Here is a 22,660-nt window from a genome sequence, read left to right on the forward strand (position 1 = left end):
CCGTCAGGCGGAGGGCGAGAGCTGCTCGCGTACCCACGCGGGATCGGGGTTGGTGAACGGCCGGCCCGCCACGAAGACCGTCGGCACGGTCTCGTTGCCGTCGTTCACCGCCCGCACGGCCGCCGCTCCGTCCGCGTCGCGCCAGATGTTCACCCAGTGCATCCGGCGGGCACGGCGGCCCAGGCTCATGCGCAACCGGAGACAGTACGGGCATCCCGGCCGCCAGTAGACGATCGGCCGGCCGTCGCTCTCGCTGCGTCGCCGGGCCTCCACCGCGCCGATCGACCTGGGGTAGACCAGCGGCGAGTTGACCAGCGCGAGCAGCAGGAACGCCAGGAGGACGACGACGCCCTGGCCGGGACTGCCCCGGGTGATCAGCCCGGCGGCGACGAGTGAGCCGGTGATGAGCATCAAGGCCGGCAGGATCCAGGCACGTGTCATGACGAGGCAGCCTACCCACGGGAGCGTGCGGGTCGCCTTTGGGGTCAGGGGGTGGTGACGAGTCGGCCGAGCTGTGGGGCGAGCCAGGGCCTGCGGCCGCCGGCGCGCATCCGGCCGAGGGCGATCGCCTTCCAGATCGGCGTGCGCCGGAAGGAGACCAGCAGGAAGGCGGTGGGCGACACCGTCAGCCGGCAGTCGTAGGCGCGCGGCGGGGCGTCGCGGGTGACCGTCATCGTGCCGTCGTCGACGACGACGGCGAGCCGCAGACCGCCCTTGACCACGAGGTCGAACGCGATGCGGACACCCCGCGCCTTCTCCGTGTCCAGGGCGGCCGCCATCATCGTGGGCATCGTCTGGCCGAGCACCAGACGGGCCTCGTCGGCGCCGACGGTCCACGGCAGTCCTGCGCCGCGTGCGACGTCCAGGCCGTGGACGAGGGTCTCGCTCAGCATCAGACCGGTCACCGTCGCCAGGGTGAGGGGTACCTCCCGGCCGTACCAGGGGGCTTCGAGCGGGGTGTCGTGAGCGAGACCCTCGGTGTCCCGCAGGAACGTCTCGCCGCGTTCGGCGAGGAAGTCGCCGAGGTGGGCGCGCTCCTCACCGGTGACGAGAGCGATGGACGTGGCGTTCATGGCGGTGACGCGGTCGACGAACGAGGCCTCGCCCGACGGAAGGACGCCGTCCCAGTCCAGGGACTCCTCGGCCGAGGCTACGGCGGTGTACGCGAGGTAGACGGCCGCCAGGTGGGCTCCGACGTCCCCGACCGACCACACGGGGACACCGGAAGCCGCGTCCAGGTCGGGCACGTTGCGCAGGAGCCGGACGAGCCGCGGGATCGCGGCACCCAGGGCGGCGCCTGTCCTGGCGTGCTCGGTGACGGGATCAAAGCGCGTGACGGTGCCCATACCACTCCCCCATGCTGCGGACGGGCCCGCAGATTACCGCCGGGTAGAAGGGTCGGGGTAGGGCTCGTCAGCCGGCAGGCGGCTGCCGCGGGACTTTGCCTCACCCGGGGCATCCGCCTCACGGTCGGTCAGGACTTGGAGTACGAACGCGCCCACGGACAGCAGCGCGCTCAGCCCCCAGATCGTCAGATAGGCGGAGAGCGCGGGGACGTCCGTGTCCCTGACGACCAGGGAGCCGAGGACGACGGCCGAGCCCGCGCCCGCGAGGCTGCCGCCCAGGGTCTTGAGGTTGTTGTAGACGGCGGTCGCACTCGCCGTGCGGTCCGGGGTGCTGCGCTCCGCGATCAGGGTGGGCAGGCCGCCCATGGCCAGGCCCATGCCGAAGCCGGCGACGGCGGAAGCCGGCACGAACAGCGGCAGGGTGGTGTGGCCGGCGATCAGCCCCACGTTGCCGGCGGCCATCAGCGTGAAGGCGAGCAGCAGGACGCGACGGTAGCCGGTGCGGGCCGCCACTCGGGCCACGAGGCTCGCCCCGGCGAAGGCCAGGACGTGGGGCACCCCGCCCCACACGCTGATCTCCCAGGCCGTGAGCCCGAAGCCGTACCCCTCCTCGGCCGTCGACGCGGCGATGTACGAGATGCCGACCGCCTGCCCGCCCAGCATCACGGCGCCGAAGACGAAACCGCAGACGTAGTACGGCGCGGACCGGGGGTGGGCCACTGCCCGGACGTCGACCAGGGCGTGCGGCCGGTCCCGTTCGAGCCGGACCCACCAGGCGAGCAGCGACAGGGAGAGAACGAGGCCGCCCAGGGTGAGCGGCGAGGTCCAGCCCCAGGCCTGGCCGCGCGCCGTCGTGCCGAGGAACAGCAGCAGCGCCAGGCCGAGCAGAACTGCTCCCGCCCAGTCCATCCGGCCGGGCGCGCGCGTCCGGGACTCGGGGATCGCGCAGTACGAGGAGGCCACACAGGCGCAGGCGATCGCGGCGAGGACGCACAGCGTCGCCTGGACGCCACCGGTGAGTTCGAGCAGGGGGCCGGCCAGGCCGTGGCCGAGGACCGAGCCCAAGGTGAGCGCGCCGACGAGAAGCGCCACCGCCCGCCGCGCGCCCTCGACGTCGAGCCGGTCCCGTACGAGACCGATCTCCAATGGCAGCAGCGCCGCCAGGGGGCCCATGAGAGCCCGGCCCGACAGAAGCACCGTCAGATTCGGTGCGAGGGCCACCAGGACGGCGCCCGCCGCGATACAGAGCAGCGCGATCCGGACCAGTCGACGGTGCCCGTACAGATCGCCGAGGCGCCCGAACACCGGCACCCCCACCGCGGCGGCCAGGAACTGGACCGCCATGTACCACTGCGCCTGCGACGCGCTGATGGACTGCCAGTCCTGCACGGCGGGCACCAGCGCCGGGCCCGACCCCTGGAGGAAGCCACTGACCAGTTCGAAGACGACCAGCAGACCGACGACGGCGGTGACCCGGGGCGCCGCCCCCTCCTCCGTACCGCCGGGCGCTCTCATGCGGACGCCCCTGCGGCGAGCCGGCGCTCCGCGAGCTCGGCGAGCAGCGCCGCCTGCCGGTGGAGCACCCGGTCGTCGAACATCGCCCGCGGGGAATGGTTCTGCGGCGCCTTCTCCACGTCCACGCCCTCGGGTGCCGCGCCGACCATCAGCATCGCGCCGGGCACCTCGTTCAGCACCAGGGAGAAGTCCTCCGAACCGTTGGCGGGCTGCGGGGCGTGCCACACCTCTCCCGCGCCGAACAGGTCGCGTGCCGTGTCCAGGGCGAACTCCGTCGCGGCCGGTTCGTTGACCGTGACCGGGTAGAGCATCCGGTACTCCACGTCCGCCTCCAGGCCGTGCGCGGCCGCGATCCCGCGCACCAGCCGCGGCAGCCCCTGGGCCAGCCGCTCGTGGTTGGCCTCCGAGTAGCTGCGTACGGTCGCCTCGAACTCGGCCGTGTCCGGGATGACGTTCTGCTGCGTACCGGCGTGCAGCCGTCCGACGGTCACCACCACCGGGTCGAAGACGTCGAAGGTGCGCGTCACCCAGTTCTGCAGCGCGGTCACCATCTCGCAGACCGCGGGCACCGGGTCCTTGGCGTGGTGCGGAGCCGAACCGTGCCCTCCCTCACCCCGCACCGTCACCCGCAGGACGTCGGACGCCGTCATGACGGTGCCGGGCCGGGACGCGACCCAGCCGCCCGGCAGCCGGTTGGCCGACACGTGGAGGGCGAAGGCCGCGTCGAGCGGCTTGCCCGCCGCGTCCAGGACACCCTCGTCGATCATCGCGCCCGCGCCGTTGTACCCCTCCTCGCCCGGCTGGAACATGAACACCACGTCGCCCTGGAGGCTCTCCCTGCGGTCCGCGAGCAGCGTCGCCGCGCCGACGAGTCCGGCGGTGTGCAGATCGTGGCCGCAGCCGTGCATCCGGCCCGGTACCTCGGAGGCGTACTCCACCCCGGTGAGTTCATCCACCGGCAGGGCGTCCATGTCGCCCCGCAGCAGGACCGCCCCACCGGGACGGCCACCCCGGAGCACGGCCGTGACGGAGGTCAGGCCCCGGCCGAGCGTGATGTCGAGCGGGAGGCCGTCGAGCGCGGCGAGGACCTTCTCCTGTGTACGCGGCAGCCGCAGACCGAGCTCCGGCTCGCGGTGGAGGGAGCGGCGGAGCCGCACGAGATCGGGCTGGAGTTCCCTGGCGCGTTCCAGTACGGACATGCTGCGTCAACCTCCTGGTACGGTTCCGGCTTTCGGTGGGGCAAGACTGAAGCGCTCACCCTCCCGTCGGCTCTGAATCGCAGGAAACACGCAAGGGGCATCGCATGACGCAGCATTCCGCGCACGGTGCGGTACGGGCGCTCGACGAGGTCGACCAGGCCCTGGTGCACGCACTGCAGATCGCCCCGCGGGCCGGGTGGAACGAGATCGGTGCCGTACTCGGCCTCGACGCCGTGACCGTGGCACGACGCTGGCACCGGCTCACCGAAGCCGGCGCCGCCTGGATCAGCTGTTCCCCGTCGCCCGCCCTCGCCTCGGCGGGACAGGGAGTACTCGCCTTCGTCGAAGTGGACTGCGCCAACGGCAGCCTGGTGGCCGTGGCCCAGGCCCTCGCCCAGTTGCCCCACGTCACCGCCGTCGAGCACGTCAGCGGAGACCGCGACCTGCTGCTCACCGTGATGACACCGGACCTCGCGGCACTCACCCACTGGATCACCCGCGGCATCGGCGCCATGCCCGGCGTCGTCGCCAGCCGCACCCACCTCGCGAGCACCGTCTACACGGAGGGGAGCCGCTGGCGGCTGCGCGCCCTCGACCGCACCCAGATCGCCCGCCTCGCCGACACCGAAACCGCCCGCACCGGGGCACCCGTCTTCCCGCTCACCGACCTGGACCACGCCCTCGTCGCCGCCCTGTCCATGAACGGCCGCGCCACCTACCGCGCGCTCGCCGACGCCTGCGGGGCGAGCCCGGACACGGTCCGCCGACGAGTCGGCCGGCTCTTCGCCGCCGGCATGCTCCAGACCCGCTGCGAGGTCGCACGCCCCCTGTCGGAGTGGCCGGTCACCGTGATCCAGTGGGGGCGCGCGGCCGCGGGGGAGCTGGAGCGGGTCTCGCGCGGAGTCACCGGGGCCCGGGAGGTACGGCTGTGCGCCGGCGTCACCGGCCGGAACAACGTCCTCATCATCGCCTGGGTGAAGTCCCTCACCGACGTGCAGCGCTTCGAGGTACGCCTCGCCCAGCGCGTTCCCGGCCTGGAGATCACCGACCGGGCGGTGGCCCTGTGGCCACTGAAGCTCAGCGGCCACCTCCTCGACGAACAGGGCTACCGCGTCGGCGGCGTCCCGCTGGACGTTCGCACGGCCGGAGCAAGCACCCTGGCCTAGGTGTTCACCGTGCTGTGAGCAAGCCGGCGATGCGGTCGAAGCCGCGTCGTCGGGCGTGCCGCAGGGCGGTGACGCCTTCCGCGTCCGGGAGGTTCGGGTCGGCGCCGGCGGCGAGGAGAAGCTCCACGACCTCCTGGTGCGGCCGCTCTCCGTCGCCGAGGATCACGGCCTCCAGGAGGGCCGTCCAGCCGAAGTCGTTGACGTGGTCGACGTCGGTGTCGGTCTCGTCCAGGACCGCTCGTACGTAGGCGACGTGGCCGTGTTCGCTCGCGGGGATCAGCGAGATTCCGCCGAAGCGGTTGCGCAGTGCCGTGTCCGGGCCGGCCGGGAGCAGCGTACGCATCATCTCGACGCTGCCGGTCACGCCGGTGACCAGCCATGCGCTGTCCTGGCGGCGGTCCTGGGCGTTCGGGTCGGCGCCGGCCTCGACGAGGACCCGGGCCGCGGCCACGTGATCGCCGAGCGAGGCGAGCAGCAGCGGGGAGCGCAGCTCCTCGTCGCGGGCCTCCACCGCGGCGCCCGCCGCCAGGGCGGCGCGGACCGCGTCGGCGTCGCCCCGGCGGGCGGCCGCGAGGAGCCGGCTGTTGCGGTCGTCCATCCCTGTCCTCCATGTCCGTGACGAGAAGACCGGCGGCACCCGGACGGGGGGCCGGGTACCGCCGGGGTGTGCGGTGTTACTTCGCGAGGGCGGCGACGCCGGCCCGGGCGAACTTCTCGTCGAGGTCGCCCGAGGGGGCACCCGCGACACCGATGCCCGCGATGGGCGCGCCCTTGGCGGTGACCGGGGCGCCACCGGCGAGGAAGAGGGTGCCGGGGATGTCGCGCAGGGTCGGGGCGTTGGTCAGGCGCTTGGCGAGCTCGGAGGTCGGGGCGTTCCAGGAGACGGCGGTGTACGCCTTCTTGACGGCCGACTCGTAGGACTGCGGGCCCGCGCCGTCGCCGCGCAGGGTCACGAGGGTGTTGCCGTTGCGGTCGACGACCGCGACGGACACCCGCTGGTTCTCCTTCTCGGCGGCGTCCAGGGTCGCCTGCGCGGCCTTCGTGGCGGCCTCGATCGTCAGGTGAGTCGACTGCGTGGTGTTGCCGTTGTCGGCGTCGGCCATGACGGCGGCGGGAGCGGCGGCAGGGGCGGCGGCGTTCGCGGAGACGGTGCCGAACAGGCCCGCGGCGAGCGCGCCGGCGGCGACGGTACCGGTCAGGACACGGGTGCGCAGGGTCATCTTCTTCACGATCATCAGCTCCTTGGGCATCAACCCCCTCGGGGGCTCGGGAAGCTCTGCGTTCCCGCTCTGACATCCATCCTGTGGCCGCTCACGGGCCCTTCCGGTCGGCCTGGAGGCTCCGGCCGGCGCACCCGGCGGACGACACGGGGGTCAACCGATCGGCCGATGCGGAGTGCGATCATCCGGATAGCCTGGGCCGGGGAGAACGGTAGGCGGCAGGCAAGGAGTGGACGGTGCGGATGGACAGGCGGTCGCCGATCGACACGGACGCGGGCGACCCGGACGCCGGCTGGCTCGCGACCGTGATGCACGTGGCGTTCTTCGTCCTGCTGTGCTCGTCGCTGACCCGGTACCTGATCGTCCACCCCGGCGCTCCCGGGACCCCCTGGGTCATCGTTCTGGCCATCGTGCTGGCCCTGCTGTACGTCCTGGGCCCGGTCCTCGGCCCCGGCCAGGCCGACGGGCGCGGCGGACGGGCCGGGGCCGACGGGCGCGGCGGACGGGCCGGAGCCGACGGGCGGGGCGGACGGGTCGAAGGGCGCCGGGTGTCCGCCACCACGGCCCATGGGCTCTGGCTGGCGGCCGTCATCGGGACCTGGCTCGCCCTCGTGGCCCTGGCGCCGAGTTTCGGCTGGTGCGCGGTGCCGCTCTTCTACACGGGCCTGCGTTCCCTGCGTACCCGCTCGGCGATCATCCTGGTCGCTCTGCTCACCGTCATCGTCGTGGGCGCCCAGGTGAAGCTGCGGCTGCGGTTCGGCTTCGACCCGAACCTGATGTTCGCGCCGCCGGCCGTCGCCGCCGTCGCCACCGCCGTGTTCATCTACTCCCAGCGCCAGGCGGACCGGCTCCGGACGGTCATCATCGACCTCGTCCGCACCCGCCGGGAACTGGCCGCGACCGAACGCCGCGAGGGCACGCTCGCCGAGCGGCAGCGGCTCTCCATGGAGATCCACGACACCCTCGCACAGGGCCTGTCGAGCCAGCAGATGCTGCTCCAGGCCGCCGACCGGCTCTGGGGCACCGACCCGGTCGCCGCCCGCCGCCACATCCGTACGGCGGAGTCCATCGCCGAGCACAACCTCGCCGAGGCCCGCCGCTTCGTCCACGACCTCGCGCCCGCCGACCTCGCCGGGGGCGGCGGCCTCGACGAAGCGCTGCGCACCCTCGCCGAGCGGGAGTCCTCCGACACCCTCCAGGTCCTTTTCCACCAGGACGGCACGCCCACCGCCGCCCTCCCCGACCGCGTACAGGCGGCGCTGCTGCGGATCGCCCAGGGCGCGCTCGCCAACATCCGCGAGCACGCCGACGCGGACACGGCGGCCCTGACCCTCAGCCACCTGGACGATCAGGTCGTCCTGGACATCGCCGACGACGGCCGGGGGTTCGACCCCGTCGAGAGGCCCGGTGGGGTGCGCGGCCACGGCCTGCCCGCCATGCGCGCGCGTGTCCAGCAGCTCGGCGGCACCCTGACCATCGAGTCGGCACCGGGCGAGGGGACGGTCCTGACGGCCGTCATCCCGCTGTCGCCACGGTCCTGAGGCCGGGCGCGGTGCGACTGGTCCGGACGGGCCTCGTCCGTTCCGGTGGATTGGCCGAACTGTGCGTAGACCAGATAGGTGCCTGAGGCATGTAGTGGAGACGTCACCACAGCCCCCTGCCACCGATCCGCCCTAGCGAGGCCCCCGTGACCGAAGCCGTGGCGTTCCCCCAGGACCGGACCTGCCCCTACCACCCGCCCGCCGCCTACCCCCGGACCGCGGAGGAGCACCCGCTGTCGCGGGTCACCCTGTGGGACGGGAGGCAGGTGTGGTTCGTCACCGGACACGCGGCCGCCCGCACGCTCCTCGCGGACCAGCGCCTGTCCACCGACTCCACCCGTGACGACTTCCCGCAGCCGACGGAACGCGCGACCGTGGTACGCAGGCGCCGGCGCACACCGCTGCTCGGCTGGGACGACCCCGAGCACAACGCCCAGCGGCGGCTGCTGATCCCCAGCTTCACCCTCAAGCGCGCCGAGAGCCTGCGGCCCCGCATCCAGGAGACCGTGGACCGGCTCCTCGACGCGATGGAGGCGCAGGGGCCGCCGGCCGAGCTGGTGAGCGCGTTCGCGCTGCCCGTGCCGTCGGTCGTCATCTGCGACCTGCTCGGCGTGCCGTACGCGGACCACGACTTCTTCGAGGAGCAGTCCCGGCGGCTGCTGCGCGGCCCGACGGTGGCGGACACCGAGGACGCGCTGGCCCTGCTGGAGGGCTACCTGGGCGACTTGATCGACCGCAAGCGGCTGAAGCCCGGGGACGGCGTCCTGGACGACCTGGTGGCGCGCGGAGCGGAGGACGGCGGTCCCGACCGCCAGGAGCTGGTGCAGCTCGCCACGGTCCTGCTCGTGGCCGGGCACGAGACCACGGCGAACATGATCTCGCTGGGTACCTACACCCTGCTGAACCACCCGGAGCGGCTGGCCGAACTGCGCGCGGATCCCGGGCTCGTACCCGCCGCCGTGGAGGAGCTGCTGCGGTTCCTGTCGATCGCCGACGGACTGCCGCGGGTCGCGCGCGAGGACATCGACATCGCCGGGACGGTGATCCGCGCGGGCGAGGGCGTGGTCTTCTCGACCTCGGTCATCAACAGGGACGCCGCCACCTACGCCGACCCGGACACCCTCGACTGGGCCCGGTCCGCCCGCCGCCACGTGGCGTTCGGTTTCGGCATCCACCAGTGCCTCGGGCAGAACCTCGCACGGGCGGAGCTGGAGATCGCGCTCGGGACGCTGCTGCGCCGGCTGCCGGGGCTTCGGCTGGCCGTCCCCGCCGAGGAGATCCCCTTCAAGCCGGGCGACACGATCCAGGGGATGCTCGAACTCCCCGTCACATGGTGAGAGGAACGGCGCGCATGAGGGTCTCGATCGACTCGGACGTCTGTATCGGCGCGGGGCAGTGCGCGCTGACCTCCCCGGACGTCTTCGCCCAGGACGACGACGGGTTCGGGACGGTCGTCCCGGGCCGGGAGGACGGGACGGGGACGCTGGTGCGCGAGGCGGTCCGTGCCTGCCCCGTACAGGCGATCACCCTCCACGACCCGGCCGGCGGGACGGACGCGTAACGGCGGGGGCGGGACTCGGCGCCGCCGCGGTGGCGATGCCGGGTCCCGCGCGTGGCGGCCGGTTCAGATGCGTGTCGACAGCGGGACGGTGATCTGCTTCAGCCAGCTGCCTGCGGCGAAGTCGCGGGCCTTGACGACGACGCGGTCACGGAAGACCTCCACCTGGAGCCCCTGGTTGAAGGTTCCGGGGACGGAGACCTCGCCGCCCTTGCCGTCGTCCGTGTAACCCGTCTGCACGGCACCCGTGTTGATCACGGAGAAGCCGTCCAGGTTCGCGGTGCCGGGGACGACCCTGCGGACGTACCAGTCCGAGAGGCCCAGGTCCCAGTGCGTGTGCCCGCAGAAGAGGAAGACGTCACGGTGCCGGCCGAGGATGCCGAGGAGCCGGTCCGCCTGGAGGTAGTCGCGCGAGTACAGCCGATTGTGACTGCCGGAGACGGTGTTGGGCAGCGGGTGGTGCGTGACGACCATGACGGGCTTGCGCCGGCGGGCCCAGTACGCGAGGCGCTCCTCCAGCCAGGTGAACTGGTCCTCGCTGAGCCACACCTCGTCCCAGAGCTGCGGGTCGTGGTAGTGCATGTACTTCTCGGTGCCGAGGCTCAGCACCGGGATGCCGCCGAACGAGTGCTCCGCGTACACCGTGTTGCGGCCCGCGAACCGGTAGAAGCTCCTGAACAGCGAGTCCTCGGTGGTGCCGTTGGGCCAGGTGTCCTGCGCGAGGGTCGACGGGTCGCGCCACTTGGGGACGTAGAACTCGTGGTTGCCGATGGCCCAGGCGACGGTGTCCGTGTGGGTGTGGCGGGCGAGTTCGGTCGCGACCGCCGCGTACTCGGCGTCGTACCCGCGCGGTGTGATGTCACCGGCGACGGCGAGGCCGGAACTCGCCGGGTTGGTCCGGTGCATGTCCTCCAGGGCCACGCCGAGGTCTCGGAGGTCGCCCTGGATGTCGCTGATGACGTTGAACGTGGTGACCGGCGGGCCGGATTGCGGGAGGGGCGCCGCGCCCGCCGGTATCGGGGAGACGGCGACGGCGCCCACCGCTCCTGTCGCGACGGTGAGCAGAGACCTGCGATCCACGGAGAGTTCCTCTCGGGTGCGGCGGCGACCGGGCACGGGCCCTCACCTTCACGCCCCCGCGCGCTCAGGCTCTCGTGTCCCGGTCACCACGCTTCGAACCAGACCCGTTATGCATACGCAACCTGACCGACCCGACACCCGGTCCCGGATGTCTGCAGCATGAACGTATTCCGACGTGTCGAGATTCAGGCCTGGCGACGGGACCGGAGGAACCCGATCCCCCTCAGCGCGAGGGCCAGCCCCATCACACCCAGGCCGACGACCCCGAGGGGAAGGTTGCCGAGACCGAGCCCCGCGAGCAGCAGGACGCCGCTGAAGGAGTCGAGAGCGTCGATCCGTGCCCCGACACGCCGCTCGACCTCGGGCGCGCGCAGCCGGCGCAGCACGGCGACGAAGGAGACGAGCTGCAGGACGGCCAGGGCGAGAAGCACCCAGCGGAAGGCGGTTGGTATCTCCACACCTCACAATCTATGCGCCCACCAGTCGCGGACGGCGGTGGGGGGGTGAACTGGCCGTGGATTCCAGGGATGTCGAGGGCGCGGAGATCCGCTGGTGGATCAGCGGCCCTTCCGTAGATCTGGCGAAGTCCTACGAGAGGCTGCACGAGTTGACCCACGGGTCCGGGCCCGCCGCAGAGGCTTTCGCGGCCGCCGAGACCATCGGAATGGCCAACGTCCAGGACGGCCACGAGCGGTTCCTCGTCGTCCTGCCGGCGGACGGTGGACGCCCCGTCGTCGCGCGCGGACCGCGAGCGTCACGCGCCGGGTGATCGCCGCTTCCACCCCCGCTCGTATTCCTCACCGAGACATCGGACTCCCTATGGGAGGCATTGGTTTCCCCATTGGAACCCAATGGGTCAGCCACCTACTGTCGACGACATCGCCGCACTGACGATCTCGCCGCGGAACGTCACTCGGACCAGAGTGTCAGTGTGCGCATCCCCGCCTCCGGGCCCCGACCGGGCCCGCCATCCCCTGGAGCTCCCGTATGTCGAAGATCCTTTTCGTGATGACCGGTGCCGACCACTGGACGCTGGCCGACGGCACCAAGCACCCGACCGGCTTCTGGGCCGAGGAGGCCGTCGCTCCGTACCAGGCGTTCAAGGCCGCCGGGCACGAGGTCGTCGTCGCCACGCCGGGCGGTGTGGTCCCGACCGTCGACGCGGGGAGCCTGGCCCCGGAGGCCAACGGCGGCCAGGAGGCCGCGGACGAGATCGCTTCGGCACTCGCCTCCATCGACGAGATCAGGAAGCCGGTCAAGTTGGAGGACGTCCACCTGGCCGGTTACGACGCCGTCTTCTACCCCGGCGGCCACGGCCCCATGGAGGACCTCGCCGTGAACGCGACCTCCGGCAAGCTGCTGACCGAAGCCCTGCGGTCGGGCAAGCCCCTGGGCGTCGTCTGCCACGGCCCGGCCGCGCTCCTCGCCGCCACGGACACCGACGGCGCGAACGCCTTCGCGGGCCGCAAGGTCGCCGCCTTCACCAACGCCGAGGAGACCCTGGCAGGCCTCGCCGACCGGGCGAAGTGGCTGCTGGAGACCCGGCTCGTCGAGGCCGGCGTGGACGTCCAGGTCGCCGAGCCGTGGGCTCCGCACGTCGTCGTCGACGGCAACCTGGTCACCGGGCAGAACCCTTCCTCCTCCGCCCCGCTCGCCGCGGAGCTGCTCAAGAAGCTGGCCTGACCGCCCCGCCCGCCTGGGGCCCCGCCCGACAAGGCCCTCGCCCTCCTGAGACTGACGGGGCGGGGGCCTTCCGGGCCTGGACAGGGCCGTCTCACGTCACTAACCTCCTCCCCACCTACTCACTTAGTTGACTAGTTGCGGAGATGTGCATGAAGTCCTTCCGTCAGGCCGTCGAGGCGAACGACCACGCGGCCATCGAGGCACTGCTCGCCGAGGATGTCGTCTTCACCAGCCCCGTGGCCTTCAAGCCCTACGCCGGCAAGGCCATCACCGCGGCCATCCTGCGCGGCGTCTCCCGTGTCCTGACCGACTTCCGCTACGTCCGAGAGATCACCGGCGAGGACGGTCGCGACCACGCCCTGGTCTTCGAGGCCCGGGTCGGCGACCGCGCGATCACCGGCTGCGACTTCCTTCACCTCGACGAACAGGGCCTCATCGACGACTTCATGGTCATGGTCCGGCCGCTCTCCGCCGCACAGGCGCTCTCCGAGGCGATGGGCGCGCAGTTCGATCGCATCGCCGCCGAGGCCTCCGGCGCGGCGCGGGCGGACGGGGCGTGATCGGCAGACGGGGTGTGAGCGGCGACGGGGCCTGAGCGGCGGACCGGGGCTGCATGGCGGCCCCGGCGGAAGGCCTCTCCGAGCGCATGCCCCCGCCCCGCGGCAGGCGGGGGTACGCACCCTGGATACTGGCGCGATGCCGCAGATCCAGCCCACGGTGGAACCCGAGCCCGTGTCGGCCGACCCGCCACTCCGCACGGACCGCACCCTGCTCACGCAGTCCTGGCTGGACCTGGCGTTTCTCCACTGGTCCGTCGATCCGGCCGAGGTGGCCCCGCTGCTTCCCGCCGGGACCGTGCCCGACACCCTCGACGGCGTCACCTACGTCGGACTCGTCGCCTTCCGGATGCACCGCGTCGGCTGGTTCCGTCTGCCCGGGATCCCGTACCTCGGGAGCTTCCCGGAGACGAACGTCCGTCTGTACTCCGTGGACGCCCACGGGCGCCGAGGTGTGGTGTTCCGCTCGCTCGACGCGTCCCGTCTCGTCCCCGTGACCGTCGGCCGGTGGGCGTTCCGCATCCCCTACGTGTGGTCGAAGATGACCGTCCGGAGCGACGGCTCCACCGTCACGTACACCAGCAGGCGCCGCTGGCCCGGGCCGCGCGGGGCGCACAGCGCGATCAGCCTGGACATCGGCGAGCGGATCGCGGAGCCCACCGCCCTGGAACACTTCCTGACCGCCCGCTGGGGCATGCACAGTTCCTTCCGCGGTCGCCCCCTCTACCTCCCGAACACCCACCCCCGCTGGCCGCTGCACCGCGCCGCCGTCCGGTCCTGCGACGAAAGCCTCCTCACGGCGGCAGGCCTTCGCCGCCCCCTCGGGGAGCCCGTGAGCGTGCTGTACTCACCGGGCGTCCCCGTCCGCTTCGGCGCCCCGCCACGACGCCCCCGCACCGTGGCCGTGCCGCGCCAGAGGAGCGCCGTCGACTGACGCGGACCGTGGCCCACCTCCCGTACGCCACCGGCAGCCCTGCGCCGGCTCAGTCCAGGTAGGCGGCCACCAGAGTGGCGAAGGCCTCCGGGGCGAGGACCTCGACGCCCAGTTCCTGGGCCTTCACGGCCTTCGAGCTGGGCTTGCCGCTCGCGGACGGCGCCGCGACCAGGTACGTGGTCCTGGAATTGACGCCGCTGCCCACGCGCCCGCCCGCCTTCTCGATGAGCGCGCCCATCTCGGAGCGGCCCCAGCCGTCCAGCGGACCGGTCATCTTCCCGGTGACGACGACGGTCTTCCCGCTCAGCGGCCCCTCGACCGCGTCCTCGGCCTTCTCCTGGCGCGGCTCGGTCATGCCGACGCCCGCAGCGATCAGCTTGTCGATCACCGGGGCGAGGGCGGAGACCTGCTCCACGATGACCGGCGCCTTCTCCGGGCCTATGCCCTCGACCTCCTGCAGGGCGTCGGCGTCGGCCGCCCGGATGGCCTCCATGGTGCCGAAGTGCGCGGCGATGCGCCGGGACATGCTGCGGCCGGTGCCGGGGACGCCGAGCGCGCAGAAGACGCGGCTGAGGGGTCGGGACTTGGCGAGCCGGATCTGCTCGGCCAGCTTCGCACCCCGCTTGGCGCTGCCGGAGGCCTCGGTGAGCTGCCCCTCCGTCAGGGTGAACAGGTCGGCGACGTCTCCGACGGCCCCGGCGCCGATCAGGGCGTCGACGTACTTCCTGCCGAGGCCGTCGATGTCGAGGATGTCGCGCCCCGCGACGTACTCGATCAGCGGCGCGAGCGCACAGGCGGTGCCCTTCGCGCAGCGCCACCGCTCCTGGCTCTTGTCGATCTCCCCGCCGCAGTTGGGGCACGCCTCCGGCAGGGGTACGGGCAGGGCGTCCTGCGGGCGGAGCTCGACGACGGCGGCCTGGACGCGAGGAATGATGTCGCCGGCCTTGTGGACGGTCACGGTGTCGCCGATGTGGAGGTCGCGGCGGAGGATGTCGGCGGGGTTGTGCAGGGTGGCGCGGGTCACGGTGGACCCGTCGAGCTCCACGGCGTCGAGCACGGCCGTGGGGGCGAGCACACCCGTACGGCCTACCTCCCAGAACACGTCCTGGAGGACGGTCTGGCGCTCGACCGCCGGCAGCTTGTAGGCGATCGCCCAGTACGGGAAACGGCTGCCGAAGCCGGCCGTCGCCTGCTCGGTGGCGCTGTCGGCCTTGATGACAACGCCGTCGATGCCGAACGGCAGGGTCGCGCGCATCGCGGCGATCGCGTCGACCTTCTGCTGGGCCTCGGCGAGGGTCGCGACGACGTGCAGTCCGGCGGGGGTCGCCGCGGTGGTCCGCACGCCCGCCTGAGCCACCGCGGCCAGCGTCGCGGCGTGACCGGCCCCGGCGGGCAGGAACGCCACGCCGTCCAGGTCGACCGCGCCGTACGCCCAGAAGGTCATGGCCAGTCGGTAGGGCCGGTCCTTCGCCCGCAGCGTGCCGGCGGCGCCGTTGCGCGGATTGGCGAAGACGTCTCCGCCGTGCGCGATCCGTATCTCGTTCGCGGCCTCGAACTGCTCCTGGGTGAAGAGGACTTCGCCGCGCGCCTCGAAGGTGGCGGGGACGGGCAGCTGCTCGGGGAGGCCCACGACGGTCCCGATGACGTGGCTGACGTCCTCTCCCTGCGTACCGTCGCCGCGGGTGATGATCTGCACCAGGCGGCCGTCGCGGTAGCGGGCGGCGACGGCGGCGCCGTCCATCTTCGGCTCGACGGTGAACCCTCCCGCCGGCTCCTGTCCGAGCCGGCGCCGGAGGGAGGCGCCCCAGGCGACGAGCTCCTCCGGCGCGAAGACGTTGTCGAGGCTGAGCAGCCGGGTCGTGTGCGCGACGTCGCCGGTCGGGGCGGCTCCGTCGGCGACCTGGTCGGCGGGCGAGTCCGGGGCGACGTCGGCCGGATGCTCGGCCTCCCAGGCCAACACGGCGAGCCGCAGCCGGTCGTACGTGGCGTCGTCCATGACGCTGTAGCCCGCGCCGAAGTAGGTGCGGGAGGCGTCGCGCAGCCGCTCGATGGCGGCCTCGTACGCGGCACGGCTGGACAGGCTGAAGTGCGCCTCAACGGCGGGCGTTGTCGTCATGTCGAACATCTTGTCGCAGGGCACTGACAATGCCCCTCGGCGCACTACTGAGTGCTCATCCGGTGGGGATGCGCCGGGTCGGCCGGGCAGACGAAGGCCCGGTACTCGTCGCGCCCGGCGGCGACGCCGGTCGGAGAGCCCGGAGACGGAAACGGTCCCCAACTCGCCTGGGTCTCCGTCGAGTCCATGGTCAGCAGAAGGCGCATCTCGGCTCCGCAGGCGTCGCAATGGACCCGCACCAGATCGGTCCTGTGCCAGGAGTCCCAGCCGCCGATCTTCCAGCCGGGCGCGATCGAGAGGTCGTACTGGTAGGTGGGTGCCGCCCCGCCCACGCGCGCCTCGAAGGCGTCCTCCCACGCGTCGATCCGTTCCACGAGGGCCGGGGGCAGGTAGTCGGCCCACGGGTACTCGACGACCTGCTCCGGGTGGAGCACGCACGGCTCCGGCAGGTACCGCGTGCGCTCCACGATCGGCGGCTCGGGCTGTACGGACAACGGGCGCGTGACGTCCGCGGCGCGGCGCCAGAAGAGGCGCGTCGACGGCCCGAAGTGGCTGTACGAACCGTCCTCGTGCCCGCTGAACGGGCACCACAGCACCTGGAGCAGATCCGTTCCCTGTGGGGCGAAGGCCGCCAGGTCGGGGACGTCGCGCGCGTGGAACTGGGCGAGGGCGAGGAGCGGCAGAGGGCCGCCGTCGTGCCGGTCCGGCTGATGTCCGGCGTCGGACATCGCCCGGACCTCGGCCCGTTCGGCGTCGGTGTACGCCCACCCCGAGCCGTCGGCAGGTCGGGGCCGTGCCCGGGCCGCCGCGAGGATCTCCTCGTGGCGGCGGGCCCGTTGTGGCCGCACGCCCCGGACCCTGCCGTGCTCCCGACACTCCGGCCAGGCCTCGTCCGCCGGCCACGACAACGGCCCGCCCACCGAGCTGTCGGCGGCCGTGGGCGCGCCGGGGCGCGGATGCAGCCGCGTCGCGGTGCGCGCGTACGCCGTCAGCTCGGGAAAGGGAATGGTGATGTCGAGGGGGCGGTAGGGGGTGGTGGGCTTCACCGGACGACCGTATCCGGTGGGCATGCGACGGCCGTCATCCCCGCGGACACAGGAGGGTCTCCAGCGTCGGGGACAGCGGGTAGGCGCGCTCGGCGGGGAACAGTCCCTGAGCCTTCGCCGCGCGCCCCGACTGGATCAACGTCGCGGCCTTGCGGACCTGGGGAGTGACGTCGGTGAGACCGACGATCCAGTCGTCGTTGAACGTACGGATCAGATGGCGGCTGATCCCGACCTGGATGCTGTAGTGGTTCAGCGCCGCCCCGCGCACCGAGCGCTCCGGGTCCCACTGCACGTGCACGGCCGCCCGCGCGACGTCCGCCGGGTCCGCGGTCGTCAGGACCGCCCGGGACAGGGCCTCCTCCCACCCCTCGCGCGTGATCCGCACCGCGAGGATCCGCTCCTGGCCGGGCTTCCGGGCCCAGTTGCTGCGGTGCATCAGCCACAGGAACGAGGGCTTGATCCACGTCATCCGATGGAACGAGAACGGAGCGACGAACCGCCCGGCGCGCAGCGCCGCGTCGGCGATGGCGGGCGAGTAGGCCTGGTGGACCACGATCGTGCGTGCGTCGTAGTCGGCACGGATCTGGTACTGGGGTGCCATGCCCGGCACCCTGCCACCCGCCCCACGAGCGGTGCGAGCGGTTTTTGATCGCCCTCTGGTCGCAGAACGCCACCGTCATGGCGCAGAATCGCTCCTTCAGGCCGTTCGGGCCCGGGAGTTGTGGAGCGGGGAGTCGCAGAGTGCGTGTGGTGTTGTCGACCTACGGGGCGCGGGGCAGTGTCGAGCCGATGGCGGGGCTCGCGGTGGCCTTGCGGGAGGTCGGGGCCGAGGTGCGGGTGTGTGCGCCGCCCGACGAGGAGTTCGTGGAGCGGCTCCGTGAGGCCGGGCTTGCGGTGGTGCCCGCCGGTGCGCCGGTGCGGCCGCTGGTGACGACGGTGGTGCCGGGGTCGGCGGTGGGTCTGGCGCAGCGGGTGGCCGATTTGATGGCCGCGCAGTTCGAGACCGTCGCCTCCGAGGCCGAGGGAGGCGACGTGCTGGTGGCGACCGGGCCTCTGCCGGTCACGGCGAGCGCGCGGTCGGTGGCCGAGAAGCTCGGCATCCGTTACGTACACGCCAGCCATCAGCAGCTCGTGCTGCCGTCTCCGTACCGGCGGCCGCCCGCGCGGCGGGGCCGGCCGCTGCCGGAGGAGGTGACGGACAACCGGGCGCTGTGGGACCTGGACGCCCGGATCGCGAACGACATGTTCGGGGACATGCTCAACGCCCGGCGGGACGCGGCCGGACTGGCGCCGGTGGACAACGTCCGCGACTACGCGTTCACCCGGCAGCCGTGGCTGGCCACCGACCCCGTCCTCGATCCGTGGCGGCCGACGGACCTGGACGTCGTCCAGACCGGCGCCTGGGTCCTTCCCGACGAACGCCCGCTCCCCGCCGCTCTGGTGGAGTTCCTGGACGCCGGTGCTCCGCCGGTGTACGTGGGCTTCGGGAGCACGACCATGGGTGCGGCGCCGGACATCGCGCGGGTGGCCGTCGAGGCGATCCGTGCGCAGGGCCGGCGCGTGCTGATCGCCCGGGGCTGGGCGGATCTCGATGCCGTCGACGACGGGGAGGACTGCTTCGTCGTCGGCGAGGTCAACCACCAGGTGCTGTTCCGCCGGGTGGCCGCCGTCGTGCACCACGGCAGCGGCGGCACCACGACGACCGCCGCGCGGGCCGGCGCGCCCCAGGTCGTCGTCCCCCAGGGTGCCGACCAGCCGTACTGGGCGGGCCGCGTGTCCGACCTGGGCATCGGTGTCGCGCACGAGGGGCCGCGTCCGACCGTCGAGTCCCTGTCGGTCGCGCTCAAGAGCGCGCTCGCTCCCGAGACCCTCGCCCGGGCCACCACCGTGGCCGGCACGATCCGCTCCGACGGGGCGGCGGCGGCCGCGAAGCTGCTGCTCACCACCAAAGCGGTCTGAAACGCGTCACACGCCGACTCCCGTGCGGTCGGAGTCGGCGTGTGATCTCGCCTGCTCCCGCCGTGGGGCGGGAGTCGGCCGTTCGGCTCTTCGTCAGGCGGCGAGGAGCTGCAGGGTGTCGATGACGCGGTTCGAGAAGCCCCACTCGTTGTCGTACCAGGCGACGACCTTGACGTGGCGGCCCTCGACGCGGGTGAGCGCCGAGTCGAAGATGGAGGAGTGCGGGTTGCCGACGATGTCGGCGGAGACCAGCGGGTCCTCCGAGTACTCCAGGACACCGGCCAGCGGGCCCTCGGCGGCGGTGCGGTAGGCCGCCAGGACGTCCTCGACGGTCACGTCGCGGGCGACGGTGGTGTTGAGCTCGACGATCGAGCCGACCGGGACCGGCACGCGGATCGAGTCGCCGGACAGCTTGCCGTCCAGGTTCGGCAGCACGAGGCCGATGGCCTTGGCGGCGCCCGTGGAGGTCGGCACGATGTTGACGCCGGCGGCGCGGGCGCGGCGCGGGTCGCGGTGCGGGCCGTCCTGCAGGTTCTGCTCCTGCGTGTAGGCGTGGACCGTCGTCATGAAGCCGTGCTCGATGCCGGCGAGGTCGTCCAGGACCTTCGCGAGGGGCGCGAGGGCGTTGGTCGTGCAGGAGGCGTTCGAGACGATCGTGTGCAGATCGGCGTCGTACGCGTCGGTGTTCACGCCGTACGCGAGGGTGACGTCGGCGCCGTCCGCGGGCGCGCTGACGAGCACCTTCTTGGCCCCGGCGTCGAGGTGCGCGCGGGCGGCCTTGGCCGACGTGAAGCGACCGGTCGACTCGAGGACGATGTCCACTCCGAGTTCGGCCCACGGCAGCTGCGCCGGCTCGCGCTCGGCGAGCACCTTGATGCGGCGGCCGTCGACGACGAGGGTGTCCCCGTCGACGGTGACCGGGCGGCCGAGACGGCCCGACGTCGAGTCGAAGGCGAGCAGCCGGGCAAGGGCGGTGGGCTCCGTGAGGTCGTTGACGGCCACGACCTCTATGTCGGTGTCACGCTCCAGGAGCGCGCGCAGCACGTTGCGTCCGATGCGACCGAAACCATTGATGGCGATGCGAGTCATGAACGGTGTCCCTTCCGACCTTCTGATTCGCCACCCAGGTTCGCGCGGATCTCCCGACTCAACCAGCGGCGTGATCGCCACGGTCCGCAAGTATCGCGCCAAGGTCATCGGAAGGATCCGGCAAGGCCGCCTATTCCCCCTGTGCGAAGGTGCGCCGGTACTCGCTCGGTGTGGTGCCCAGGATGTGCTGGAAGTGCAGGCGCAGGTTCGCCCCGGTGCCCAGGCCCACGTCGGCGGCGATCTGCTCGACGCCCCGCTCGGAGCGTTCGAGCAGTTCACGGGCCATGTCGATGCGGGCCCGCATGACCCACTGCATCGGCGTGTAGCCGGTGTCCTCGGCGAACCTGCGCGAGAAGGTGCGCGGTGACACCGCCGCGTTCCGGGCGAGTGTCTCCAGGGTGAGGGGCTCGCCGAGCCGGTGCAGTGCCCATTCGCGGGTGGCGGCGAACCGCTCGCCGAGCGGCTCGGGGACGCTGCGGGGTACGTACTGTGCCTGGCCGCCGCTGCGGTACGGGGCGGCGACCAGGCGCCGGGCGGCGTGGTTCGAGGCGGCCACGCCGAGGTCGCTGCGCAGGATGTGGAGGCACAGGTCGATGCCGGAGGCGGCGCCGGCGGAGGTCAGCATGCTGCCCTCGTCGACGAAGAGGACGTTCTCGTCGACCTGGACGAGGGGGCGCTTGGCGGCGAGCGCCCGCGCGTAGTGCCAGTGCGTCGTGGCGCGTTTGCCGTCGAGGAGGCCGGTGGCGGCGAGCGCGAAGGCCCCCGTCGAGATGGCGGCGAGCCGGGCTCCGCGGTCGTGGGCGGCGATCAGTGCGTCGACGACGGCGGACGGCGGGTCCTCGCGGTCCGGGTGGCGGTAGCCGGGGACGAAGACGATGTCGGCCCAGGCGAGTGCCTCCAGGCCGTGGGCGACCTGGTACGACAGGCCGTCGCCGCCGGCCACGACGCCGGGTTCGGCGCCGCAGACCCGTACCTCGTACGGCATGCTCGCCCGGGTCGTGAACACCTGTGCGGGGATTCCGACGTCGAGGGGTTTCGCGCCTTCGAGTACGAGGACGGCGACGCGGTGGAGACGTGAAGCAGACACGTCCACGAGGGTACGCGTACGGGTGTCCGCCCTGGTCAGCGGTGGTGCCGAGGCCCCTTCCCGTCACCCCCGCCAGAGGACCCGGGCCGTGCGGGCGAGGACGCGGGGGCCGGTGAGCGCCTTCGGGTGCCTGCGCATGTGGACGACGTCCATGTACGTCTGGTTCACCCGCGAGTCCCGGACCGACGCGGTCGTGATGTGGTCGCCCGCCCAGCGCAGGAACCGGTAGCCGCGCGGGTAAGGACCGGTGACGTGCGGCTGGGCGAGGTCGGCGGTCGTCGAGAGCTGCCACGCGGCGTCGACGACCACCGCGGCCCGGCGGAAGTAGTCCCAGGCCGGGTCGTGCGGCGAGGCGCCGGACCGCAGGTGGACGTGGAGCGAGGAGGCCTGGAGGGTGGCGAGGGTCAGGCCCTGTCCGTAGACGGGGTTCACGGTCGCCATCGCGTCCCCGAGGACGACGAGCCCGCCGGGGAAGTCCGTCAGGTCGGTGAACCGGCGTCGCCGGCTCTCCCGGAAGTGGAAGGGCTCCACCTCGCCGGTCATCTCGCACCGCTCGGCGACTTCGCGCAGGGGTTCGACGCAGCGCCTCATCCGGGCGAGGAACTCGTCGCGGTCACGGCCCGGGCGGTGGTCGGCGTATCCGGCGAGGACGACGGACCAGGCGTCGTCCTCGACCGCGGCCAGCGCCCCGGGTTCGCACACGGCCGGCTGGTAGTCGCTCGCCGGGCCCGGTGTCGAGTGGGCGATGACCGTGTCCGGGAGCTCGCTCCCGCGGGCGAAGCGGGCGGTGGCGTAGCCGAGGTCGACGCGCATGCGGTCGACGGGTGCCTCGTCCCAGCCCTCGGCGGCGAGCCAGCTGCCGAGCCGGCTGGAGCGTCCCATGGCGTCGACGACGAGGTCCGTCCGTATGTCGTACGCGCCCGCCCCGGCCTCTCCGGCCGGCTCCGCCGCCGTGGCGTTCGCCGCCTCCAGCCGCGCGCCGACGACCCGTCCGCCCTGGAGGAGCAGTCCCCTGGCGGTGGCGGGTTCGAGCCTGACGTTGCCGAGGGCGGTCACACGGCGCCGTACGTGCGTCTCGATGAACGGGCGGGTCGCGCCGAGCATCCGTACGTCGGCGACGGGCGCCTTGAGCGCTCCGTCGACGTAGAACCGGACCTCGTCGCCCTGGCCGAGGCGGGCTCCGCCGTCGACCATCTCCCGGGTGATGCCCGGGAAGAACCGTTCGAGCTGGGTGTGGCCCATGGCGAGCAGGGCGTGCAGCTGCCCCCGGTGCGGCGCGCCGGGTCCCGTACCGTTCCGCCCGCCGTCGAGGAGGTCGGGTTCCACGACCACGACCTCCTCGGCGAAGTCGCTCAGCACCCGGGCCGCGAGCAGTCCGGCGAAGCTTCCTCCCAGAACGACGGCGCGCTTCACGTGTTTCCTCCGTTACGGGGTCGGGGCCCGGCCGGGCGCCTCTCATAGCGGCGGGCCGGGCCCCCGCGGGGCGGGGGGAGGGGGGGGCCGCCGGGACGGGGGGGGGGGCCGGGGGGGGGGGGGGCGGGCCGGGGGGGGTTAACAAAAGGCG

General features: G+C 72.7%; 23 protein-coding genes. 9 read left to right on the forward strand and 14 right to left on the reverse strand.

Going from position 1 to position 22,660, the window contains the following annotated elements; translation table 11 throughout:
• Nucleotides 1-3 precede the first annotated feature (3 nt).
• From ACWGN5_RS01185 to ACWGN5_RS01200, 4 genes are read right to left on the reverse strand one after another with little or no spacing between them, the layout of a single operon-like run.
• The gene (locus tag ACWGN5_RS01185; protein ID WP_453510422.1) at nt 4-441 is read right to left on the reverse strand and encodes a glutaredoxin domain-containing protein; all 438 of its coding nucleotides are present in this window, start codon (nt 439-441) and stop codon (nt 4-6) included.
• A 44-nt stretch (nt 442-485) separates the two neighbouring features.
• The gene (locus tag ACWGN5_RS01190) at nt 486-1,346 is read right to left on the reverse strand and encodes a maleylpyruvate isomerase N-terminal domain-containing protein (protein ID WP_453510423.1); all 861 of its coding nucleotides are present in this window, start codon (nt 1,344-1,346) and stop codon (nt 486-488) included.
• A 33-nt stretch (nt 1,347-1,379) separates the two neighbouring features.
• Nucleotides 1,380-2,861: an MFS transporter gene (locus tag ACWGN5_RS01195; protein ID WP_453510425.1), complete on the reverse strand. Its 1,482-nt coding sequence runs from the start codon at nt 2,859-2,861 to the stop codon at nt 1,380-1,382.
• On the reverse strand, nt 2,858-4,060 hold the full coding sequence (locus tag ACWGN5_RS01200) for a M20 metallopeptidase family protein (RefSeq protein ID WP_453510427.1): 1,203 nt from the start codon (nt 4,058-4,060) through the stop codon (nt 2,858-2,860). The genes ACWGN5_RS01195 and ACWGN5_RS01200 overlap by 4 nt, the downstream gene beginning before the upstream one ends.
• Before the next feature lie 104 nt (nt 4,061-4,164).
• Between ACWGN5_RS01200 and ACWGN5_RS01205 the strand changes: the two genes are divergently transcribed.
• Nucleotides 4,165-5,226 (forward strand): Lrp/AsnC family transcriptional regulator, encoded by a 1,062-nt coding sequence (locus tag ACWGN5_RS01205; protein WP_453510429.1) that lies wholly within the window; start codon nt 4,165-4,167, stop codon nt 5,224-5,226.
• 4 nt (nt 5,227-5,230) lie between these two features.
• Here the strand turns inward: ACWGN5_RS01205 and ACWGN5_RS01210 are convergent, their stop codons facing one another.
• Nucleotides 5,231-5,824, reverse strand: coding sequence for an ankyrin repeat domain-containing protein (locus tag ACWGN5_RS01210; RefSeq protein ID WP_453510431.1), 594 nt, complete (start codon nt 5,822-5,824; stop codon nt 5,231-5,233).
• A 76-nt stretch (nt 5,825-5,900) separates the two neighbouring features.
• Nucleotides 5,901-6,455, reverse strand: coding sequence for a GlcG/HbpS family heme-binding protein (locus ACWGN5_RS01215; protein WP_453510624.1), 555 nt, complete (start codon nt 6,453-6,455; stop codon nt 5,901-5,903).
• Between the two features lie 233 nt (nt 6,456-6,688).
• Between ACWGN5_RS01215 and ACWGN5_RS01220 the strand changes: the two genes are divergently transcribed.
• The 3 genes from ACWGN5_RS01220 (at nt 6,689) to ACWGN5_RS01230 (ending at nt 9,548) form a co-directional block, all read left to right on the forward strand.
• Nucleotides 6,689-7,987 carry a sensor histidine kinase gene (locus ACWGN5_RS01220; RefSeq protein ID WP_453510625.1) on the forward strand — a complete coding sequence of 433 codons (1,299 nt, stop codon included), beginning with the start codon at nt 6,689-6,691 and terminating at the stop codon, nt 7,985-7,987.
• A 146-nt stretch (nt 7,988-8,133) separates the two neighbouring features.
• Nucleotides 8,134-9,324, forward strand: coding sequence for a cytochrome P450 (locus ACWGN5_RS01225; RefSeq protein WP_453510433.1), 1,191 nt, complete (start codon nt 8,134-8,136; stop codon nt 9,322-9,324).
• A 14-nt stretch (nt 9,325-9,338) separates the two neighbouring features.
• On the forward strand, nt 9,339-9,548 hold the full coding sequence (locus ACWGN5_RS01230) for a ferredoxin (protein ID WP_453510434.1): 210 nt from the start codon (nt 9,339-9,341) through the stop codon (nt 9,546-9,548).
• A gap of 63 nt (nt 9,549-9,611) precedes the next feature.
• On the opposite strand, the gene ACWGN5_RS01235 is transcribed toward ACWGN5_RS01230, so the two are convergent.
• A complete protein-coding gene (locus tag ACWGN5_RS01235; RefSeq protein WP_453510436.1) occupies nt 9,612-10,625 on the reverse strand; it encodes a metallophosphoesterase family protein in 1,014 nt (337 codons plus the stop codon).
• Between the two features lie 185 nt (nt 10,626-10,810).
• Complete coding sequence (locus ACWGN5_RS01240) at nt 10,811-11,083, reverse strand: hypothetical protein (protein WP_453510437.1); 273 nt, start codon at nt 11,081-11,083, stop codon at nt 10,811-10,813.
• A 56-nt stretch (nt 11,084-11,139) separates the two neighbouring features.
• Here ACWGN5_RS01240 and ACWGN5_RS01245 point away from each other — a divergent pair, with 56 nt between their 5' ends.
• The 4 genes from ACWGN5_RS01245 (at nt 11,140) to ACWGN5_RS01260 (ending at nt 13,799) form a co-directional block, all read left to right on the forward strand.
• Entirely contained in the window at nt 11,140-11,394 is a 255-nt protein-coding gene (locus ACWGN5_RS01245; protein WP_453510439.1) for a hypothetical protein, read from the forward strand.
• Between the two features lie 218 nt (nt 11,395-11,612).
• Nucleotides 11,613-12,308 carry a type 1 glutamine amidotransferase domain-containing protein gene (locus ACWGN5_RS01250; RefSeq protein ID WP_453510441.1) on the forward strand — a complete coding sequence of 232 codons (696 nt, stop codon included), beginning with the start codon at nt 11,613-11,615 and terminating at the stop codon, nt 12,306-12,308.
• A gap of 149 nt (nt 12,309-12,457) precedes the next feature.
• A complete protein-coding gene (locus tag ACWGN5_RS01255) occupies nt 12,458-12,868 on the forward strand; it encodes a nuclear transport factor 2 family protein (RefSeq protein ID WP_453510443.1) in 411 nt (136 codons plus the stop codon).
• A gap of 136 nt (nt 12,869-13,004) precedes the next feature.
• A complete protein-coding gene (locus ACWGN5_RS01260; protein WP_453510444.1) occupies nt 13,005-13,799 on the forward strand; it encodes a YqjF family protein in 795 nt (264 codons plus the stop codon).
• A 49-nt stretch (nt 13,800-13,848) separates the two neighbouring features.
• Here ACWGN5_RS01260 and ligA read toward each other — a convergent pair whose 3' ends face one another.
• From ligA to ACWGN5_RS01275, 3 genes are read right to left on the reverse strand one after another with little or no spacing between them, the layout of a single operon-like run.
• The gene (ligA, locus tag ACWGN5_RS01265; protein ID WP_453510446.1) at nt 13,849-15,915 is read right to left on the reverse strand and encodes an NAD-dependent DNA ligase LigA; all 2,067 of its coding nucleotides are present in this window, start codon (nt 15,913-15,915) and stop codon (nt 13,849-13,851) included.
• A gap of 44 nt (nt 15,916-15,959) precedes the next feature.
• Entirely contained in the window at nt 15,960-16,961 is a 1,002-nt protein-coding gene (locus ACWGN5_RS01270) for a hypothetical protein (RefSeq protein ID WP_453510448.1), read from the reverse strand.
• A gap of 34 nt (nt 16,962-16,995) precedes the next feature.
• Nucleotides 16,996-17,562: a DUF4291 domain-containing protein gene (locus ACWGN5_RS01275; protein ID WP_453510450.1), complete on the reverse strand. Its 567-nt coding sequence runs from the start codon at nt 17,560-17,562 to the stop codon at nt 16,996-16,998.
• Between the two features lie 146 nt (nt 17,563-17,708).
• Between ACWGN5_RS01275 and ACWGN5_RS01280 the strand changes: the two genes are divergently transcribed.
• Nucleotides 17,709-18,920 carry a glycosyltransferase gene (locus tag ACWGN5_RS01280; protein WP_453510626.1) on the forward strand — a complete coding sequence of 404 codons (1,212 nt, stop codon included), beginning with the start codon at nt 17,709-17,711 and terminating at the stop codon, nt 18,918-18,920.
• Nucleotides 18,921-19,013: 93 nt separating this feature from the next.
• Here the strand turns inward: ACWGN5_RS01280 and gap are convergent, their stop codons facing one another.
• From gap to ACWGN5_RS01295, 3 genes are all read right to left on the reverse strand, one after another.
• Nucleotides 19,014-20,009, reverse strand: a complete 996-nt coding sequence (gene gap, locus ACWGN5_RS01285; RefSeq protein WP_453510452.1) for a type I glyceraldehyde-3-phosphate dehydrogenase — start codon at nt 20,007-20,009, stop codon at nt 19,014-19,016.
• A 130-nt stretch (nt 20,010-20,139) separates the two neighbouring features.
• Entirely contained in the window at nt 20,140-21,096 is a 957-nt protein-coding gene (locus ACWGN5_RS01290) for a GlxA family transcriptional regulator (protein WP_453510453.1), read from the reverse strand.
• 63 nt (nt 21,097-21,159) lie between these two features.
• Nucleotides 21,160-22,509, reverse strand: coding sequence for an FAD-dependent oxidoreductase (locus ACWGN5_RS01295; protein ID WP_453510455.1), 1,350 nt, complete (start codon nt 22,507-22,509; stop codon nt 21,160-21,162).
• Between the last annotated feature and the right edge of the window lie 151 nt (nt 22,510-22,660).

Source organism: Streptomyces sp. NPDC055815, from assembly GCF_053616475.1.